Origin of the sequence: Pseudoalteromonas sp. Z9A6 (assembly GCF_011378805.1) — a bacterium.
Classification (GTDB): domain Bacteria; phylum Pseudomonadota; class Gammaproteobacteria; order Enterobacterales; family Alteromonadaceae; genus Pseudoalteromonas; species Pseudoalteromonas distincta.
The window spans coordinates 1-21,132 of the sequence record NZ_WTKZ01000064.1; the positions used below are offsets into that span (position 1 = coordinate 1).

At 35.0% G+C, this 21,132-nt stretch carries 18 protein-coding genes, 1 tRNA gene and 1 pseudogene; 4 read left to right on the forward strand and 16 right to left on the reverse strand.

The genetic code is table 11. The annotated features are described in order from the left end of the window. Positions 1-318: transposase (locus tag GQR53_RS17580; RefSeq protein WP_165744744.1), on the forward strand; the 318-nt coding region annotated here is incomplete at its 5' end. 121 nt (positions 319-439) lie between these two features. Beyond that, positions 440-1,810, forward strand: a pseudogene (locus tag GQR53_RS17585) (MBL fold metallo-hydrolase). 130 nt (positions 1,811-1,940) lie between these two features. Here the strand turns inward: GQR53_RS17585 and GQR53_RS17590 are convergent. The 16 genes from GQR53_RS17590 to GQR53_RS17665 form a co-directional block, all read right to left on the reverse strand. Beyond that, positions 1,941-3,053 (reverse strand): glycosyltransferase family 4 protein, encoded by a 1,113-nt coding sequence (locus GQR53_RS17590; RefSeq protein WP_165744745.1) that lies wholly within the window; start codon positions 3,051-3,053, stop codon positions 1,941-1,943. Positions 3,054-3,056: 3 nt separating this feature from the next. Then, positions 3,057-3,845 carry a glycosyltransferase gene (locus GQR53_RS17595; RefSeq protein ID WP_165744747.1) on the reverse strand — a complete coding sequence of 263 codons (789 nt, stop codon included), beginning with the start codon at positions 3,843-3,845 and terminating at the stop codon, positions 3,057-3,059. Then, positions 3,832-5,097 (reverse strand): O-antigen ligase family protein, encoded by a 1,266-nt coding sequence (locus GQR53_RS22675; protein ID WP_165744749.1) that lies wholly within the window; start codon positions 5,095-5,097, stop codon positions 3,832-3,834. The genes GQR53_RS17595 and GQR53_RS22675 overlap by 14 nt, the downstream gene beginning before the upstream one ends. After that, positions 5,075-5,635, reverse strand: a complete 561-nt coding sequence (locus tag GQR53_RS17605; RefSeq protein WP_165744751.1) for an acyltransferase — start codon at positions 5,633-5,635, stop codon at positions 5,075-5,077. Before GQR53_RS17605 ends, GQR53_RS22675 begins: the two co-directional genes overlap by 23 nt. 82 nt (positions 5,636-5,717) lie before the next feature. Continuing rightward, a complete protein-coding gene (locus GQR53_RS17610) occupies positions 5,718-7,145 on the reverse strand; it encodes a lipopolysaccharide biosynthesis protein (RefSeq protein ID WP_165744753.1) in 1,428 nt (475 codons plus the stop codon). 48 nt (positions 7,146-7,193) lie between these two features. Continuing rightward, a complete protein-coding gene (locus GQR53_RS17615; RefSeq protein WP_165744755.1) occupies positions 7,194-8,237 on the reverse strand; it encodes a TDP-N-acetylfucosamine:lipid II N-acetylfucosaminyltransferase in 1,044 nt (347 codons plus the stop codon). A 33-nt stretch (positions 8,238-8,270) separates the two neighbouring features. Continuing rightward, entirely contained in the window at positions 8,271-9,401 is a 1,131-nt protein-coding gene (gene rffA / locus GQR53_RS17620) for a dTDP-4-amino-4,6-dideoxygalactose transaminase (protein WP_165744757.1), read from the reverse strand. A 2-nt stretch (positions 9,402-9,403) separates the two neighbouring features. After that, positions 9,404-10,102 carry a dTDP-4-amino-4,6-dideoxy-D-galactose acyltransferase gene (rffC, locus tag GQR53_RS17625; RefSeq protein WP_165744759.1) on the reverse strand — a complete coding sequence of 233 codons (699 nt, stop codon included), beginning with the start codon at positions 10,100-10,102 and terminating at the stop codon, positions 9,404-9,406. Beyond that, the gene (gene rfbA, locus GQR53_RS17630; RefSeq protein ID WP_165744761.1) at positions 10,095-10,976 is read right to left on the reverse strand and encodes a glucose-1-phosphate thymidylyltransferase RfbA; all 882 of its coding nucleotides are present in this window, start codon (positions 10,974-10,976) and stop codon (positions 10,095-10,097) included. Before rfbA ends, rffC begins: the two co-directional genes overlap by 8 nt. 1 nt (position 10,977) lies before the next feature. Continuing rightward, a complete protein-coding gene (rfbB, locus tag GQR53_RS17635) occupies positions 10,978-12,081 on the reverse strand; it encodes a dTDP-glucose 4,6-dehydratase (protein WP_165744763.1) in 1,104 nt (367 codons plus the stop codon). Continuing rightward, positions 12,078-12,824, reverse strand: a complete 747-nt coding sequence (locus GQR53_RS17640; protein WP_197098886.1) for a glycosyltransferase family 2 protein — start codon at positions 12,822-12,824, stop codon at positions 12,078-12,080. The genes rfbB and GQR53_RS17640 overlap by 4 nt, the downstream gene beginning before the upstream one ends. Continuing rightward, positions 12,824-13,828 (reverse strand): exopolysaccharide biosynthesis polyprenyl glycosylphosphotransferase, encoded by a 1,005-nt coding sequence (locus tag GQR53_RS17645; RefSeq protein WP_165744765.1) that lies wholly within the window; start codon positions 13,826-13,828, stop codon positions 12,824-12,826. The genes GQR53_RS17640 and GQR53_RS17645 overlap by 1 nt, the downstream gene beginning before the upstream one ends. 176 nt (positions 13,829-14,004) lie before the next feature. Then, positions 14,005-14,961: a Wzz/FepE/Etk N-terminal domain-containing protein gene (locus tag GQR53_RS17650; RefSeq protein WP_165744767.1), complete on the reverse strand. Its 957-nt coding sequence runs from the start codon at positions 14,959-14,961 to the stop codon at positions 14,005-14,007. Between the two features lie 108 nt (positions 14,962-15,069). Then, complete coding sequence (locus tag GQR53_RS17655; protein ID WP_165744769.1) at positions 15,070-17,748, reverse strand: SLBB domain-containing protein; 2,679 nt, start codon at positions 17,746-17,748, stop codon at positions 15,070-15,072. 122 nt (positions 17,749-17,870) lie between these two features. Beyond that, positions 17,871-18,653 (reverse strand): DUF481 domain-containing protein, encoded by a 783-nt coding sequence (locus GQR53_RS17660; protein ID WP_024596589.1) that lies wholly within the window; start codon positions 18,651-18,653, stop codon positions 17,871-17,873. A gap of 186 nt (positions 18,654-18,839) precedes the next feature. Further along, entirely contained in the window at positions 18,840-19,658 is an 819-nt protein-coding gene (locus GQR53_RS17665) for a mechanosensitive ion channel domain-containing protein (RefSeq protein WP_024596588.1), read from the reverse strand. 284 nt (positions 19,659-19,942) lie between these two features. Here GQR53_RS17665 and GQR53_RS17670 point away from each other — a divergent pair. Both GQR53_RS17670 and GQR53_RS21375 read left to right on the forward strand, forming a co-directional pair. Next, a tRNA-His gene (locus tag GQR53_RS17670) sits at positions 19,943-20,018 on the forward strand. An 866-nt stretch (positions 20,019-20,884) separates the two neighbouring features. Continuing rightward, positions 20,885-21,121, forward strand: a complete 237-nt coding sequence (locus GQR53_RS21375) for a hypothetical protein (RefSeq protein ID WP_240917498.1) — start codon at positions 20,885-20,887, stop codon at positions 21,119-21,121. Positions 21,122-21,132: the final 11 nt, after the last annotated feature.

Below are 21,132 nucleotides of genomic sequence, written 5' to 3' on the forward strand. Positions count from 1 at the left end.
TTGTTTGCGGCTAAAAAATTTAATAAAGCCAAAGAAGCGGCGGCTTATTGTGGATTAATTCCACGGCACAATGAATCGGGTAAATTAAAAGGGCGAACATCAATCAGTAAACTTGGGCCAGCCAGAATTCGATGCAAACTTTATATGGCAGCCATTGTCGCCGGGCAATGGAATAAAACAATAAAACGACACAAGTTAACGTTAATAAATAATGGTAAAACACCGATGCAAGCTGTGTGTGCAAATATGCGAAAGCTAATTCATATATGTTTTGGTGTAATAAAAAACCAAGAAGCGTTTAAGCTCCAAGAAAGTTAAATACGACCTTGAAGCTTAAAATGAGAGATGGTATCTGCAATAACAACGTAGTCAAACTTTGCTAAAATCACTGTTTAGCTCTAGTTTTAACTTTACTTTAAAAAATAAATTTAGATATCCTATGCAAATACTTCATCACGGAGCGGTTAATGGAGTTACTGGTTCGTGTCACGAGCTGGTAGTTAACGAGCAAACAAGTGTGCTTGTTGATTGCGGGTTATTTCAAGGCGAAGATTCTAAAGCAGATTTATCAATTGAATTTGATATTACCCATGTTACTGCGCTTATTGTTACCCATTGCCATATTGACCATGTTGGTCGAATTCCTTACTTGTTAGCAGCCGGTTTTAAAGGCCCTATTTTTACAAGTATTGCATCGGCCAGTTTATTACCTTTGGTAATTGAAGATGCTTTAAAAGTAGGTGTAACCCGCGACCCTAAAATTATAGCTGCCTGCTTAAGCTTATTAAATAAACGCATAGTTGCTGTTGATTATAAAACGTGGTTTGAACTACCTTGCAAAGGGCTCAATAAAGCTAAGGCGAGATTTCAGCGTGCTGGGCATATATTAGGTTCTGCCTACGTTGAAATTGACGTTACAAATAATGATAACAACAAACATCGCGTTGTGTTTTCAGGAGATTTAGGCGCGCCCTATACCCCGCTACTCCCTTCGCCTAAAGCGCCTTATAAAGCCGACACTCTAGTTATTGAATCAACCTACGGCGATAAAAATCACCAAGGCCGTAAAGAGCGTACAAAAACGCTAAAAAACATTATTGAACGCGCCGTAGCCGACAACGGCGTTTTTTTTAGTTCCTGCTTTTAGTATTGGCCGCACACAGGAGCTGCTATATGAGCTTGAGCAACTCATACATGGCTCATCTAAATAAGTCTAAGTGGCGAGACATTCACGTAATACTCGACTCCCCCATGGCAGCCAATTTTACTGAGCAATACAAAAACTTTAAACACTTGGGACAGTGAAGCTAAACGCAAAGTTTCAAACGGTAGGCACCCGCTTGATTTTAAAAATCTAACTACGGTTGATACACACAAGGAGCATTTGGCTGTTATTAACTATTTAAGTTCGCGACAAACACCAGCCATAATATTAGCGGCAAGTGGTATGTGTACTGGTGGACGAATAGTTAATTATCTTGAGCGATTTTTAAATGATAAAACCACCGATGTATTGTTTGTAGGTTACCAAGGTAATAAAACGTTAGGCCGCGAAATTCAAAAATATGGCCCACGTAATGGCTATGTTTTTATAAACGATGCTCGCATTACTATAAGCGCCAAAGTACATACGATTAGTGGCTATAGCGCCCATGCCGATCAAAATGGGTTAATTAAGTTTGTAACAGGTATGCATAAAAAGCCAAGCTATATAAAAATTGTGCATGGCGATGATGATGCAAAAAGTGCGTTAGCAGTAAGGTACAAACAAGTTTTAAGTAGAGAGGTAATTATAGAAATTGGAAAGTAGCTTGTGGTAGCCATACATATTTAAATTATGTGGAATAAAATTTTAAAATCAGCAAGCTATACGCCAGTAAAGTAATTAATATCCTAGACGCATGCTTGCATATATAAATTATAAAATTATAAAATTATTTTTAGCTTAATAGCTTTTTCGACATGTTAGCCCAAGAGTATTGCTCTAAGAATGAAATGTGCTGCTTGTCATCTATTTTTGCGTTAAGAGCTTCATTAATTTTTGTAGAATAGGCTAGAGCCTCCTTTGTTTCACTTAAATGAACTAAGCTTTCAAAGTTGTTATATATTTCTTTTGTAGCCGTCTGTATTCCATAAATATCACTATTAATGGCAACAACAGGTAATTTACTAGCTGAAGCTTCTAAAAGAACTTGCCCAAAAGGTTCATATGTAGACGTTAATAAAAACACATCAGCAAGCTTAAAGTACTTCTCTGGAACCTTAGTCGCACCTCTGAAAAAAACACGCTCAGCAATCCCGATCTCCCTGGCATAGTTCCTTAATTGATTATTAAGAGGCCCGTCGCCAACTAATACTAAAATAACACTATCATCAAGTTGCTTGAGTGAATCTATGGCAAGCTTTAAATTTTTGACATCAACAAATCGTCCTATTGAAAAAATTACTTTTTTATTAGAAGGCAATTCTTCTTGGGTCCTCAATCGATTTTTTTCACTCGCATCAACAGGGAAGAACCTTTGTGCATTTACGCCAGGGTAAAGCCTTACTATTTCCTTATCCCGTAGCTCTCCAACTTGAGATTCCATGGTATTGCTAAATACACAAACTTCATCTGTATTTTGGAGTACATACTTTTCAAGCTTACAATTTATGAAGTACTTAATTTTTCCCGAAAAAGTATTTCTCAGGCCTATATTTTGATGCTTATAGACTCCTGGAACAATATATTTGACTTTTTTCACTTTGAGCAATAGCAAAACAAATGTTGTTGCTATATGTCGAGATACAACAAGATCAAAATTTGATACTTTTAATTTCTTCATCAATAAAGCTATTGTTATAAAATATCCAAAAAGAGGGACATATTTATATCTATAAACATCAGCTCCAAATAACCTTTCATATTCAGGTAACTTTCTCTCGTTACTAGCAATTATCGTTACACTCATGCCCTGTTTGTTAAACTCTTCTGATAAACTTCTTAAGGAGTTTTCAACACCACCTACGCTTGGGTAAAATGATGCATTAGCTAATAATATTTTTTTACTCATAACTTAATCAACTTTTTTAAAAAATACGGTTAGACTTTTACAAAATAAAGAAATATTTTTAAAGCGAGGATAGTTTTTTAAAATAAAAACTAAATATAATAAACGACCTACGAAAGAGCCAAATATCCGAGTAAAGCAATACATTCTTGAAACTAACGCATTAATATCTTTAAACCCTACACCACTGGACTCTGGTGGGTGTTCGCCAATAGTAATAGGAACATACCTCCCTTTTAACCCAGATTTAAGCAACCTTGACAAGAAAACAGGTTCATCACACAAATAATATTTAGCACCAGCTCCCATATCTTCTGGGAACCATTTTTTAACGTTTTTCAAGTTCTCCCTTTTACATGTAACTTCTATAGTGCCAACATTTAAAATTGTTCTTGAATTATGTGAAAACGAGGAATTTGAAAATTTGTGTAAACCTAAGCCTGTTTTAGTATACGCAAAAGTTATAAAACCATAGCTAGGATTGCTAATATACGCAGCACTTACATTTTCATACACATCTGCTGAATATTGTACGTCATCATCACAAAACATAATTATATCAGCGCTTGATTTTTCCATTGCGAAATTACGGCTCTTTGTTACTCCAACTGAATTTAGAGCAAAGTATTTAACATCATTTCTAGCCTTGAATATATTTTTTACTGAATCGGAGAGTTTTTGAGTAGTTTGATGACAAATAATTAATGTTACTTTTTCATTTTCTTGAGGTAAATTTTTAGCGAGTACTTCCACTCGCTCTCCAAATGTGGAAAACAACATATCAAGTGTCATCATGAGACCTTTTTTTTGATAAACAGTATAAAACTAAAATATTTGATAAAACCCAAAAGAAGTGGGTTGTAGTATACTCTGAGCGGTATAAGGAAGATATTAACAAGCTTAAAAACATCATAAATGCACAGAAACCTATTTTGCTACTATGTTTGATAATGTTTAATTTTATAAAAACGTACAACATTCCTAAAATATAAAATAGTAAACCAAAAACTCCCGCATCCCAGAGAAAATCTATGTATAAGTTATTCGAAATAGCAAATTCTAAATTTTCTGTATGTAAGGAAAAATCATTAAAGCTAGTTAAAGAATTTAAGCCATGGCCAAAGAAAATATTTATATACGGTGACTCTAAAAATGTTTTTAAAACCGTAATGTATACATTACTTCTCAAAGATGAGCCGGAAGCTTCTGCGCCTAATTTAGATATAAAGTACTGCAACCAAAAAGAATCAAGGTTTATATATATAAACAAAGAAAATGCAACACCCAAAAGAGAAAAAAGCAATATTTTATAAAGGCGTTTCACCCTAGAAAATATAAAAGCTAAAGTAAAAAACAAAATAGCATGCGCATAAACACCTGTGGATAATGTTTTAAACATTAAAAACAAAGTTACGATTAAAAATATAATAAACTTTTTTCTACTTAAAACAGCAAATGCAAGACATAATGATTCAAATAATATTGGGGAATAAAAATTTGGCTCTCTAGCTATTGATGTCAATCGAAACCCAAGTGATTCTCTCATTGAGTAATCAGTGCCATAAACATCAGATCTAGTTTCTATGAAAGGTAAGCCAAACTTATTAGCTAAAATTTGATATCCCCCTAAGAGGGCAAATAAAACCGTAGCTAAAAAAGATAATTTAATGAAAAACTTTAGCTCCTCATCTTTTCTCTTATATATCCAATCTCCAATAGATACAATAACAACAAGCCCAAGACACATAGTTACAATCCTGGAGAGTGTTTTACTCATTTGTTCAGGGCTTGAATATAGGCTAGAGACAGTGTATCCACCGATTATTGAGAAAAGCAGAATGAAAAAATAAGAAAAAAGAAAAGCTTTGACTATTTCATTATCAAATTTAAGTTTATTGCTTATAAAACTAATAAGAAATAAACCAAAAAAAAGTGACGTTAATAACGCTAGGTTAGGCTTATCTAAAAACGTTGTAGATAAAGGGCCACACAAAGCAAAAATGTATATTACTAACGTTTTTAAATCAAAACTTTTCTGGGAAGTCACTTAACAAGCTCTTATATTTACTTTTATAACTATCTATATCTTTAATTTTTTTAGCTGGATTTCCGGCATATACAAAATTACCTTCCAAGTTTTTTGTAACAACACTTCCTGCAGCCACTATCGTATTATCTCCGATTGTTATGCCTGGCAAAACAATACAGCCGTGGCCAATAAAAACATTGCTTCCTATGTTGATTGGATCTCTAAAAGACCTTCGAGAACCTGAAGACCACACATTTGGCTTCATTATTAACTCGTCTAAATACACACATGGAGAAGCATCATGCCCGAGTAACGTAGCTCCTGTTATAGTTGTGTTGCTTCCAATGTAAAAACGATCTCCCTTGCTGCTGTAAGAAAATTTCGTATTATAAACAACTGAATTTTTTCCAATTTCTACGTTTTGCTTTTTTAACTTAAAAAGCATTCCTTTATAAGCAATTTCTCTAAATTTTTCAGAAAAATCATAGCCTCCAAAGAACCTTATAAGCTGAGAGTTTATAATTAATACTAATTTCCATATCAAACTTTTTATCATTTTTACCTTCTTAATATTTTTAGCTATAGCGCATTGCTGCGTTTGACGTGTATGAGATTACAACTATCGCAATAATTAACATTTAACTTTTAATAGATTTCATTTTAAGATTATCTATTAGAAACAATTTACTTTCATTCAATTCGTCTTTAAAAAAAGCCAAAGTACTTAATAACAATAATAGCCAATATAAAATAAAGTAATCACCTAAAACATCACCATATAATGTATTTCCTATAGCCCCGCTAACTAATAAAGTAGTATAGCCATATAGTAAAACTCTTGGCATTGGCCTCCATAAATAAATAGAGAACTCTGTTCTTAATAAAAAAAACAACCAAAATGAGAAACATGTACTTACTGCAGCTCCAGCAGCTCCCCAGTACGGGATAAGATAGTAATTTCCAATCAGATTACTTATGAAGGCCAAAATTGAGGCCACCATTGAAAAACCAGAGCGACGTGAAATGTTTACACCAATCACTGTAGTTTCTGATAATGTATAGAGTAAAGGGAAACCTAAACATGCGATTAAAATCCATTGAACTTCTTTATATTGAGAAGGCAAAATAAGAGTAACCAACCACGAAAATAAACCAGCAAGACAAAATAAAACGATTACAACTAACAATACATAACGATTTACGTTATCTATTTTATTAAGGTCTTCTCCTGTAGAGGCCCATTTGTAGACTGTAGGGATCCACACTGTTGAAAATACACTTTGAAATATAGTTGCTGCGGCTGCAAAACTTACAGCCACGGAGTAGATACCTAGCTCATTAAAAGTTGATAACTCTTTTAAAAGGACCCTATCAGTTGCAGTTAGCCCCCAAAATGCTAGGCTTCCAAAAATTAATGGAACTCCAAACTTAAGTAATCTTTGCAAGTAAATATAATCAATATTTTCTTTTACAGCTGCCAGCCACTCTTTTCGAGTATTCCAAACAAAAATTAAGCAAATGAAAATAGTTGATGCTACATTAGCAATTATAAGATTAGTGATGTTTTTAGAAGTGTTAAAAAAAACATAACTTACTATAATTACAATAAGTAATATTTTAGGCAACACTTGACTCATTGAGTATGCTAAACCTCTTTCATTCATACGCAAGATTAGTGATAGAAATCTAGCTATAAATGTGGATATCAAAACACTAGCGATTAAGACGCTTAATAGTAGGCTATCGATATCAAGCAGCCATTTTGAAAGTGCTCCATCTAAACTTAAAATAATCAATAATATAACGGTTAGTAGTGCAAAACCGGGCAGAAATGTAGCTTTAAACAACGCAGGTTTACTATTGGCTTCATGGTATTCTCTTACGTATGCTTGGTCCAAGCCCAGACTGAAAAACAATGTAGAAAAGCCTATAGCTACATTTAACATTGCAATTCGGCCAACATCTTCAGTAGTAAAAAACCACGTGATCAATGGTAAAGTTACAAAACCTAAAATGGCTCCTCCTATGGGGCCCAATGCAAAAACAAGTATTTTTTTAAGTTCCATAACTTCTCATTAGTCAGTAGCGATTAAACAATAAATTAAGTAAGGTATTCACTGAGTAAAAATATTTTTGAGTTGTTGTAAATATTGCTCTTCTGAGAAGTATTTTTTTATAATTTCAGAATTTGTTTTTACATCAATTTTATCTAATGAATTCAATTGGTTTATATCTCCAATTTTAATTCCTTTTAAATGAAAAAATTCCCATTGTGTGGTTTCACTTCTGATATATACCGTTTTCTCTAAGCCTAATAGCGCTATTGTATTCCCCATAGCTTGTTGACGTTTATGGTTAAAAATAGCAATATCGACAGTCGATAAAAAATGTAGGTATTCATCGAAAGGCATAAAACTTAACATTGGTTTAAACTTTTCACCAAACCACTCTTTGCCTTGCTTTATGACATTTTCGGTATATGTGGATAACCCTGCCGGCCCGTAAGATAAGGGAACGTAGATATTAATATTTTCATTTTTAAATTTTAATAGCTTCTCAAGCGCATCAATATGTTCATTACTTGGATCAGCTGAGTTCCCTAATTGAATATTGATGCTCTGTGAAGTATCTACGTCTAACTTGTGATCTTTATAAAGATTACTAGTGTACATAATACACTCTAAAATTTGGCCTTTTGCTTTATACCACTCACGTGCTAACGCAGCATCTCCTGGTATATAAGTTATTAAAAAACCAACATTTTTTATTACAAACTTTCTAAAAAACTCTCTACGCTTAAATGCATTATCTCTATCTGAAAATTGATAAACATATAAGTCACTACCCCACATAACCCAATGGCATTTTTTTAATAACCATGGGGTAAAAAAAAGCATTTGAATTATACGAATATCAAATAACCCATGTAGTATTATTTTTTCTGCTTTATGCATTCCAATAAGTACATTTTTATAATGCTTGAGCCGAGATAACAGACCACGTTTAGCTAAAGAAACGTTATTAGATGTTGTAATTAAAGAGTCAGCCATTCCACTAGTTAAAAAAAACTGGTGTTCTGAAAAATCGAAATGCTTTCTAATAAATTCTATATAAGGGGGTAGGAATTTATCACAGCTAGAAATATGTACTATTTTCATTTTTTCCCTAGTTTTCATTTATTATTAAAGTAGTTAATTACTAAAGAAAAAATTAAATATAGCTATTATTACTTTATTTTGATCCTCTGTAAGCATCCCAAAATAAAGCGGCAAACGTACTAACTTTGCACTTTCAGCCGATGTATGAAGATCATTACCAATAAACCCACCAAATTGCTTACCCGCTGGACTTGAGTGCAGTGGGATATAATGAAAAGGTGTTGTAATACCCTGCTCTTTCATATAACTAATAAATTCATTTCTTTCTTCATTTGAATTTAGTTTAATGTAAAACATATGCGCATTATGCGTTAATGAATCGGGAATATGAGGTAACTGCTCTGCTTTTAACTTTTGGCTAAGTTCACTGTAATAACGTTCCCATATTGATAAACGAAAATTATTTATCGTGTCTGCGGCTTCAAGTTGTGCATATAAATAAGCCGCTTGTAACTCGCTTGGTAAAAAGCTCGACCCTATGTCCTGCCACGTGTATTTATCGACGATACCATGCAAGAACTGGCTACGATTTGTTCCTTTTTCACGTATAATCTCAGCTCGCTCAACCAGCTTAGGGTCATTAATTAAAATTGCCCCACCTTCGCCACCCGATGAGTAGTTTTTAGTTTCATGAAAGCTATAGCAGCCTATATGACCAATAGTTCCTAGTGCTTTACCTTTATAGGTAGACATTACGCCTTGTGCTGCATCTTCTACTACCCACAAGTCATGTTTTTCTGCGATAGTGAGTATTGTATCCATTTCACAAGCTACACCTGCGTAATGTACTGGCACTATTGCTTTTGTTTTAGCCGTAATCGCAGCTTCAATAAGTGTTTCATCAATATTCATTGTATCCGGACGAACGTCAACAAATATAATTTTTGCACCACGTAATACAAACGCATTCGCTGTAGATACAAATGTATAGGAGGGCATTATAACTTCATCGCCTGGCTGAATATCTATCAAAATAGCGGCTAGCTCTAACGATGCTGTACATGAGGGAGTTAGTAATGCTTTTGTTGTGTTGAAGCTGTCTTCAAACCATTTTTCGCACTTTTTAGAGAAGTAACCATCGCCGCATAACTTGTCTGATGCAATCGCTTGTTCGATATACGCTAATTCTGTGCCTACTTTAGGAGGAATATTAAAAGGGATCATTTTTAAACCTGTTTATAAAACCAATATGATATATCAGCAATGCTAAAACCATTTTTACTGTATAAATTTGCTGCGGGGGTATTGCTAGTTTGTGTTGCAACTTTTATCTTGCTAACGTTATTTGCTAAACAGTAGGCCTCTATTAGCTTTAGCAGTTCACTACCTATTCCCTGCCCCTGAAAACGACTAGCTACTCCAATAAGCCCTATAACGGCTTCTTTATTTCTAATCCGAATGGTAATAAAACCAGAAATATTACCTTCGTTCTTTAAGACTAAGCAACAGTCATCGAATTTAGATAAAACTGCATTTTCGATCCACGTTTGATAAAAGCAATCTCTTTCACTTGGAGAAAACCACGGCTCTCTAAAACGACTTTTCACATATAAATCACTTACTGTACGTTTAAGTTCATCAATATCGCTTTCTAGCGCTAGATAACAATTAAAACTTGGTAGTGAAACTACGTCATTGCTGTCTAGCAAGCTTTTTTGAAATACAACTTCTCCCTCAACAAAGCTAAAGCCGTACTTATTCATTTTATCTAAATAGTGATAGTTATTTGAACTAACTTTAGTTGTTACTAGTGAGTTACTAGGCCAATTTTTATTTTCTATATCATCACTTGTTAGCTCAAGTGAAAATATTGTCTTGTTAAAAAAGTGGCTATCCCACTCCTTCAAAGTTAAGTGATTATGCATTACTTTTTACTAAACTCATTAGGTATTGACCGTAACTATTTTTAAGCATTGGGGCTGCAAGCGCTTCCACTTCAGATTTAGTTAGCCACTTATTATTGAATGCAATTTCTTCTAGACAAGCTATTTTGTAGCCTTGGCGCTTTTCTATTGTTTCTACAAATTGAGCCGCTTCAAGTAAGCTTTCATGCGTACCTGTATCAAGCCAAGCAAAGCCGCGACCAAGTATTTCAACATTAAGCTTATTTTGCTTTAAATAAATTTCATTTAAGCACGTTATCTCTAGCTCACCTCTATGCGAGGGCTTAACTTGTTTTGCTATTTCTACAACTGAATTATCGTAAAAATATAAACCGGTTACCGCTAAATCAGACTTTGGTTTAGCTGGCTTCTCTTCAATGGAAATCGCCTTATGGTTATCATCAAATTCAACGACACCAAAACGTTCCGGATCTTTTACTTGATAACCAAATACAGTCGCTCCTTGCCCATTTTTGGCATTCTCAACCGCATGCTTCAACTTAGGTGAGAACCCTTGCCCATAAAAAATATTATCGCCTAGCAATAAGCAAACGTCGTCAGAGCCAATAAACTCTTCACCTAAAATAAACGCTTGAGCCAAACCATCAGGACTTGGTTGTATTGTGTAACTAAGCTCAACACCAAAGCGTGAGCCATCACCCAACAATCGTTTAAATGACGCTTGATCTTCAGGTGTAGTAATAATTAAGATTTCACGTATTCCCGCTAACATCAACACAGAAAGCGGGTAGTAAATCATTGGCTTATCATAAATTGGGAGTAACTGCTTGGATACACCCATAGTAATAGGATAAAGGCGTGTACCGGAGCCTCCGGCAAGGATAATTCCTTTCATGCTATTTTCCTTTAGCTGTCATATGTATTTCGCCCAGACGCTCACGCTGATATGAACCATCTTGTACGTTTTGACACCACGTTTGATTATCTAAATACCACTGAACCGTTTTACGTAGGCCTGTTTCAAAGGTTTCTATTGGTGTCCAGTTTAGCTCTGTACTCATTTTTGACGAGTCAATAGCATAACGTCTATCGTGACCAGGGCGATCTGTCACGTACGTTATCTGCTCTGAGTACGGGGAGTCCTTAGGCACTAAAGTATCTAGAATACTGCAAATACTTTTAACAACTTCGATGTTTTGCTTTTCGTTATGACCACCAATATTATAGGTTTCACCAATTTTACCTTCAGTTACTACCTTATATAAAGCTCGAGCATGATCCTCAACGAATAACCAATCTCTAATCTGATCACCTTTACCATAAATAGGTAAGTCTTTACCTTCTAGCGCATTAAGTATTACTAAAGGTATTAACTTTTCAGGGAAATGATATGGCCCATAGTTATTTGAGCAATTGGTTACGATTGTAGGAAAGCCATAAGTACGTTGCCATGCACGAACTAAGTGATCGCTAGACGCCTTACTTGCTGAATAAGGACTGCTTGGTGCGTAAGATGTTTGTTCAGTAAACAAAGGTAGCGCTTTACCTAACCCATTACCTACTTGCTCATCTGGGTGAGGTAAATCTCCATATACTTCATCCGTTGAAATATGATGGAATCTAAATGCTTTTTTCGCATTAACTTCTAAGTTATTCCAGTAACTGCGAGCTGCCTCAAGTAAGTTATATGTGCCTACAATATTAGTTTGAATAAAGTCGCTCGGCCCTGTAATTGAACGGTCTACATGACTTTCAGCAGCTAAATGCATTATTGCGTCTGGTTTATGTTCTTTGAATACACGGTCTAGGGCTACACGATCACAAATATCGACTTGCTCAAATGTATAACGCTCATCAGCCTGAACTGATTTTAATGACTCTAGGTTCCCCGCATAAGTAAGCTTATCAAGATTAATAACAGAGTCTTGAGTACTATCTAGTATATGTCGGATAACGGCAGAGCCAATAAACCCTGCACCACCTGTAACTAATATTTTCATTTTTTATGTTTTAGAAAACCTTTAACCGAATATATAAAAAAGTGATAAGTCGCTTTAAAAATGTTTAGCTTCACTACTTCACGATAAAATAACCACTGCCATTTTAGTATTTCTAATTTATTCTGTGACATACCTGAGTCGACTCTATAAATAGCCAGTGACTCTGAAATACTATAAGCTGCTTTAACTTCTTTCAAAATACTAAGCCACAACCCCATATCCTGCCTTTTTCTTATTAAAGGCATATACATTTTACCAAGAGTTTTTACATCATATACAGCTGTTAAACAGCCTATTACATTACTACTTAACAACTTTTTATAATTGGTTAAAACAGGAGGTATGACTATTCCTTTTAGACTACTCCCTTGCAACTTTTGATAACCTGTAAAAGTAAATGCATATCCATTGTCGAGCATAAAACTAATCTGTTTAGTTAATTTCTCGGCTAACCACTGATCATCAGCATCTAAAAATGCTATAAAGCGCCCTTTAGCATTAGCTATCGAATTATTGCGGGCAACGCCCGCACCGCTATTACTTTCATTTATAAATAGCTTTATCCGCGGATCTTTAGCTACATATTGCTCTACAATTTCTTGTGTATTGTCAATCGAACGATCATCTGTGATTAATAACTCCCAGTTTTTATACGTTTGAGATTGAACAGATTCTATTGCTTGCTTTATATAGTTTTGTGCATTGTAAGCTGGCATAATTACTGATACTAATGGTTCGTCCATTATCTACCCATTCCGAATAGAACAGTCTTCACAGTTAGAAGTAGTATCTTCAAGTCTAATAATGACGAATGATGCTTAATATAGTGAATATCATATTTATGTTTCCAGATAGCATCTTCTACAGACGCACCATATGGGTAACTCACTTGCGCAAGCCCGGTAACACCTGGTTTAACTGCATGTCTAAAGCGATAATATGGAATTTCTTTTTCCAAATCTTTTATGAAAATTTCACGTTCAGGCCTGGGGCCTACAATCGACATGTTGCCTTGTAGAACATTTATAAGTTGAGGAATTTCATCAATGCGTGTTTTGCGTATAAACTTACCGACCTTAGTAATTCGCACATCATTTTTAGAAGCCCATTGAGCACCATGCTTTTCTGCATCATTACACATAGATCTAAATTTATAGACTTTAAACTGTTTATTATATTGCCCAGTCCGTTTTTGCTTAAATAAAATAGGTCCAGAACTTTCTAATTTTATTAATATTGCAGCTATAATTGCTAAGGGCAGTGTTATAATTAATAAAATCAATGCACATGCTACATCCATGAACCTTTTTGCAACTTGGGTTCGTTGATTTGAAAGAATAGAAAATGCTTTTTGGTGCAAAAAATAATTACTACGGAGTAGTCTAACCTCGGTGTATTTTAAACGGTCGTCTAAATAGCTAATTAATGGCTCAACCCAGGCACCACACTCTGTTGCTCCTACTAGAAATTTTCTCTGTTCCTTTGTCAAATAATCGCTTTGATAATGACAAACTATCTTTTTAGTAAAATCTTTAACACTGTAATCATTTATAATGATATCAAACGAATAATCTTCAATGATTCCACCTATTTTAGAAGCACACTCAGGAGGACAAAAAACGTAGATAACATCTTGTTTTAAAGCTTCTTTTTTAGATTTAAAGCTTTCAGTTATAAATATACCGTCTAACTGTTCAGAGTTACTTGCCACCTCATCAGCTTCTTCTATTTTGACCTTACTGGCCATTATAATTCTTCCCCATAGATAGAATTAAAACTTTGAATATAATTCATTATCAAAACCTCAGAAACAATCGTTATTAACTCGAAATTCCAGCCTTAAATTCCTTTTAAACACATTAAGCTGAAAGTGACACCACTACTAATAAACTAAGAAAAATAAATAAGATATAAATTAGTTAGTTATTTTTTAAAAAAATGTCTTATAAGTACTAATATAATACCTAGTAAACCACCTAATGTGACACCGAGCATCACAATAAGAGCCCTTTTCGGTTTACTTTTTTCCTCAGACACTAGTGCGGGATCAATCGTTTTAAAAACATACTCATCCCGTACATTTGCAAACATAATAGTTTTTGCTTGTTCTTCTACTAATTTATATAACACACTACGAATATCAGCTATTTTTGTTTCCTCTAATTGCTTAGTCAAAAACTCTGTACTTCTATTCGCTTCCAAAACATCTCGCTGTTTCATTTCATCGTTTAGATCTTGAATTAACCAATTAACCCATTGCTTAGCAATAAAAGGTGATACATGCTCTACTGATATTTTTACCATCCCAGTTTCTACATCAGTACTTGTTGAAACTATCTGTATAAACTCTTTATAAGCTTCTTGCATTGAAGGCTTTGGTTTACGAGGTGCCTTTACGGCTCGCAACCATTTTCCATTTTCATCGTCATAAAGTTCTTTATCGTATTCTATAGTATTACTACTTAGTTCCCATGATTTTACAGCCATCAAATCAGGTAATATTTCATGTCTTTTTATAAACTCACTAGTAAATATTCTTGACTTTAAAACCTCTAATGCAAGCTGTGTTTTATTTGCACTTTGACTACCTAAATTGACCCCTGCAAGGCTTGCTAAACCACCGAATTGACCAGCTATACCTGATAGCCCACCACTACTTTTAGTTTCGGCTGGAGCTAAAAGAGCCTCCGATTTATAAATATTTGGTTGTTGTATTGCATAATAAACAGAGCTTATAGCCATTAATACAGTAATAATTGCAACAGTCCATTTTCCTTTCCAAATAACATTAAAGACTTCACGTAAATCAATCTCATTATGATTTTTTTCATGCTTAGGAGGAGTAGTATCCAGCTCAATTGTTTTAATATCATTTGACATAAAAATTTTAAGACCTTTAATATAACTTATTCAAACTATTCGATAAACGATAGCGAGCAGGTTGAAATTATATAAGTCTTCATCACTGAAGACTTATTACTTAACTTTTTACAAACTACCAATCGCTGCAACTGCCACACCAAGCTGATAAAGAATCTGCGTTGCTGTGCTCCACAGCGTTAGTTTATCCATATGGCCTGCGTCCATTGGCACTACTATGGTATCGCCTGGTTCTAACTGATCAGCATTATTTGCTGCAAACCAGCCACCTGTGTTTGGTATTTTCACTGAACCATTGGCTTTAATAATGTAAATTCGGTCTTCAGCCGCACGCTCTTTCAGGCCACCACTTAGCGCTATATAATCATCAACACTAACACCTGATTTATATAGATGTGATGTTGAGTAGTTAACCTCACCAATTACGCTGATTGAATCACGCTTGCTTGGTACATAAAGCGTATCACCATCTTGTAATACTAAGTTTTGTTGATTATTTACAATTAAAGGTAAATCAATTACTAAACGTCCTACGGCTTCAACACTCGCGAGGTCGTTTAACAGCTTGTTCATTTCTTCATATGAAAGTGTGCTACTGCTTACAGAGTTTTGGAAGCTCTTAGAAGCTATATCACGGCGAAGCTCTGTAGATAAACGTGCTAACTGCTTTTCCTCTTGCTCTTTAATCGACATACGGGTAAATACAGCTGCTTTTTGCTCTGCAAATTTTGAAAAACCACCCGCGCGTTCAAGTAATTCAGTTAGCGTTTCACCTCGGCGTATCGTGTAAGTACCCGGAAATTTAAGCTCACCTTTTAATTCTACTTTTACATTTTCTTGCCAATTTGGAATAGCGAATACGTTTATGCTGTCTTTACTTTGTAATGTAATATTACTTTGAAGGTCGCCTTTCATGGCGCTTTCAAGATCAAATCGTAAGTGTTCTATTTTAGAACCATCACTCGCTACTATTCGCGTAATTTCAGCTTGTTTTATGTATGCTGACTCCAGCAAGCCACCTGCTGCTGTTATTAAATCACTTACCTCACCACCAATCATTAGTGGATAAATACCAGGGAAAGTAACGTTTCCGCTAATCTCAACTAATTGCATTGCTTGCTGCACTGATGCTTGCTGCTTAAATTTAGCAATAATTGGCGCTAATAAATTATGGCGGCTAAATAACGCGTAATCTTCAGGTTTGAGTTCTTGGTCTTCTTCTTCTTTTGCTTTGCGCTTAGAAATTTCAGCAATAGTGAGTATTTTATTGTCTTCAAGAACAAGTTCTTCGTCTTCTTGATTAACGCCAATGTATTTTTCGAACTCTTTTTGTTCAAACTTATGCCATTGCTCTGCTTTTTGTTGCTGCTCTTGCTGCTCTTGACTAAGGGCCATATTTGCTAGAGTTGATTGCTCTAATTCTTTTTCTTCAAAACGGCTAAATACAACAATTTTGTCATTAGCTTGAAGTTGTAAGTTATTTTCAGGATTTTTAATAATCGCTTGAGCAACGTCAAATTGGTGTGCTTCTATATCGCCGTTTATATTTATTTCGCGGATTACGAGTCCATAGCTTAAATCGGCTTGCGGTAGTAAATCACCACGTACTGATTTAAGTACATCTGAAATGCGCTTACCTTGGTGCCATTGATAATTGCCTGGGCGCGCTACAGCACCAATTAAGCTAACTGAGTTTTGATATTGCGAGCTAACTGAATTAAAGCGAATACGGTCGCCATCTTGTGGAATATAGTTAATTTGCGATTTTGAAAAATCTACCGATAGCACTTCTTTGCGATCGAAGTTAAAGCGCTCTACAATTGCGCTTTTGGCATATGCATTTGGTTTAAGGCCTCCGGCCATTGCTAATAACTGCTTAGCAGACTCACCTTTTTTAAGTTCAAAGATAGCTGGGCGTTTAACCGCACCTTCAACTCTTACTTGAGCGCCAACTGATGGAATAAATACAGCATCGCCCGGCTTTAATACGATATCGTTACTGCTATCGCCATTAATAAGTAAGTCGTAAAGGTCAAAGTTTGCAACTACGTTGCCTGCTCGTTTAACTTGAATATTACGAAGAGAGCCAATGTCAGACACGCCACCGCTTACGAATAATGCGTGCGAAACGGTTGTTAATGATGAAACACTGTAGCTACCAGGCTTGTAAGCCTCTCCTAGCACTAAGATACGCATGCTACGAAGCTGACCAAGCGATACAAACGCTTTTACACCTATTACCTCTTGCTCTACTTTTACTTTTACTAATTCTTTAATTTCAGCAAAGGTCAAACCGGCCACTTCTACAGGGCTTAAATCTGGAATACTAATACGTCCTTCACGGTCAACTATAACTTCAAAACTGTCACTTTCTTTACCATAAAAGTTTATTTTTAATTGATCGCCAGGGCCCACAATATATGTATCTGGTACTGCGGCATTTTCGCTTGGCATAAATGTAGTTGGTTCACCTGCAAACAATTCGTAACCGTACGGCTTTAATTCGTCTGTTTTTGGTTTAAAGCGCTCTTCATCTGTAAGCTTTTCTTTTTCGGGTTCTGCGCGCTCACCAATACTATTTTGCTGCTGTGTATTATTTTGATTATTAGATTGGTTTGTACCAGTGATCGTTGATATATCAACACCATACTGTTTTGCGAGGGCTTCTTGTTGAGCTTTAGGTAACTTTTTAAATTGCTCAATTTGAGACGCTGTTGGCGTAAAAGCCAAAGTACTAAAACTACAAAGTAGAATAAAAGCACTAATAAATTGTGTAAAAACTTTCACGAGTAGGTATATCCCTAGGTCTACAACCAAAATTGGCCGCTATAATACCTTAATTTTAAGAAAATAAAAAAGGGACTTTCGTCCCTTTTGTCACTTTAATGTCATTAACTTAACTACATTGGTTAAAAACTGTAAACCAACGTGAATGACGTTTCTGTGTCAGTGCTTTCTTTATCGTCAGCAACATCTGAGTTGTTAGTGACATTAAAAGCGACTTTCATTTGTAACGAGCCGTTTATTTTTGCAAGTAATGCAGTTTCAGAGCGAGTTTTAGTGTTTGTATCACCGTACTCAACAGCAACTAATTGAGTAAAACGTGCATTCTCAGAAATTTGCCAGTTGTAATCTAACTTACCCAAGGCAATTACTTCGCCTTCAAATTCACCAGCAAGAGAGTTACCGTTGTCATCAACTTCAGTGCTGTCATCTGGGTATTCAAAGTATTTATAACCAGGACCAATTTCAGCACTTAGCCACATAGTTTTTTCGTTTAATAAACGTAAACCGTAACCTGCAGAAATTACTGACTCACTTCTATACGCTCCAAAATAATCTGAAACGTGTGAACCATAAATGAATAAATGAGAATGATCTTCATTTAATTTGTAATTACCTTGTGCAGAAATTGAATACTTTTCGTTAGTGCGCTGCTTGTTTTTGTCACCATTTGCATCTTCAACTTCATCTTCTTTGTAGATGCCGTCTAGCTTGTATTCGTTGTTCCAGTGTTCAAGGTTGTGCTGAACTTTAATGCCACCTTTGAGTGTGGTCGTTTCTGTATTACCACTTGTGACAATAGCACCTAATTCACTGGTAACTTCCCATGTTCTTTGTTCTGCGTCTGCAGCAAATGCGTTTGTTGCAGCAGAAGCCGCAACTAAAACTGATAAAAGCTTTAATTTCATTAAAAAATAACCTTTGTATAAATGTACATCTATTTTATTAAAGCATTACTTGTTAGAGCAAGCTAAACAGCTAAGTAATAATGTAAAAAATTTTCATGCAGCAAATACCGCATGAAAATTTTATGTTTAATAGCTCTTTAGCACTATAACAATTAAAGATAACTTTAATTAAATAACTATTTAAAATTAGTCTTGCTTGTGAAAGTGAACATCCATTTGTGGAAATGGGATAGTAATATCTGCATCATCTAATGCGATTTTAATATTTTCCATTAATGACCAGTAAGTAGGCCAATAATCAGCAGCGTTAACCCAAGGACGAACAATAAAGTTAACACTTGAATCGCCTAACTCATTTACAGATACATTGTAAGCTGGATCTTTAAGTATGCGTGTTTCTGCATCTAATACAGATTTTAATACTTCTTTTGCGTGACGTAAATCAGCATCGTAGCCAACACCAATAACTAAATCGATACGACGAGTAGACTCTCGTGAAAAGTTAGTAATAGCACCAGACATTATTTGAGAGTTTGGTACGATAATTACTTTGTTATCTGGAGTACGTAGTTCAGTTGAGAATATTTCGATTTTTTTAACCGTACCCATTTTATTACCTGCTTCAACAAAGTCACCAGACTTAAATGGACGAAGTAAAATAATTAGTACGCCTGATGCGAAGTTAGATAATGAACCTTGTAATGCTAAACCAACTGCTAAACCGGCAGCACCTAAAATAGCAATGAACGAAGTTGTTTCAATGCCAATTTGCGAAAGTGCCATTAAAATAGTTACAGCAAATACAAGTGTGTACACAATACTTGAAACAAATGAAGCGACAGCTTTATCTACTTTCTTTTTAGCAAAACCTTTTTCAGTTAAGTTAGAACAAAACTTAGCAACACGACTACCAAGTAAAAAGATAACAAGCGCAACAACAGCTTGTATACCGTAGTGTAAAATTAGGCCTGAGTTATCGTTAAGCCAATTAAGTACTGAATCCATATTTACTCCAAATGTTTTTTATTAAGCGTTTTCGGGCATTATTATACATTAATTTACAATTTACTCTCATGAAATAATGAATTAATACTATTAAATGCAAGTATATTCTATTTTTTAGAGGCATTTATGCGATAAAACATAGCCTACTTTGAAAAAATATTAACGACTAAATACTAATTATATTTGCCTGATTTAAATTATTTTAATTTATTTCACTTTTGGGCTTCACAACAATTATTATTTTATGTATTATGCGCGCCACACCAAACAAGGTGTGTGTAGTGGCGGTTGTAGCTCAGTTGGTAGAGCCCCGGATTGTGATTCCGGTTGTCGCGGGTTCAAGCCCCGTCAATCGCCCCACTTTTTTCCTAGTAAGCCTTCATATTTATACCCTATTAATTATCCTATTATATAAATTCTAAAACCTCTTACTATATTAAGATTACAACACAATTATTCATACTCTAGTTAAACCCACTAATTTGTAAATCTCACGCTGCGATTAAATCATCCCTAGATTAAAAAATTTCAATCCACAAAGATCAACACACCCTAATTAGTAATAATATGTAATAAACAAGTATTTATACCAATTCGCTTAATTAATTGATCTATTTTGAGGATGGAAAAACATGTTGATAGCTTGGCAAAAAATTCGCTATTTCATTGTTCTCGGCAATTGCTCCTGCATTGCTCTACCTTCTGCACCCATGCAGTCGTAAATGAGAATTTTTTAACACAGATAGCGACACGTTTAGCCCCGCAAAATGATTAAGTATTATCGCGGATTGGTATAACTCATTACTTATCTACAATTAGTTAACCAATGTGACTGTATTAACTATACTTAGCTACAAAAAGTGGTAGGTTTCTAATGTTGGCATCACTTTTTACTAAACATCAAACTTCTACTGGGATATAAAATTAAGCATGATTAAACAGGTTTTAGGAAATTTACTGTGTAGTTGTTTAGCTGTAATGAGCTTTAACTCATTGGCTCAAAGCAATGATGAATACAATAAGCTATTGATTGAGCTTCAAAAATTAGTTTCTGAAAAAAATTCACTCAGGCTTATCAAAAAAGTAATAGCGAATACCAGTACCTGGGCGAACCCGTATACGACTTTTTATTAGGGGTCAGTGCACTTAAAACAGGGCATGCGGCGCCAGCTGTATTTGTCTTTGAACGCGTGGTTGAAAATAACCCTAGATGGTATGAAGCTCGCTTGTACTTAGTTCGTGCTTATTTAACAGTTAATAATTTACCTGCTGCCGATACTCAAGCTTTAATACTAATTAACTCACCTGACACACCTAATAATATAAAGTCTTCTGCAGAGTCATTGCTAGAAACTGCTGCACTTAAGCAACAAGAGGCTGGACGCTCTTATAAACAAAATATTGCGCTTGCGCTTGGCGTAGATGCTAAAGTATCCCCAGAATTAGCCTTTACATATCAATGAACTAACAGTAT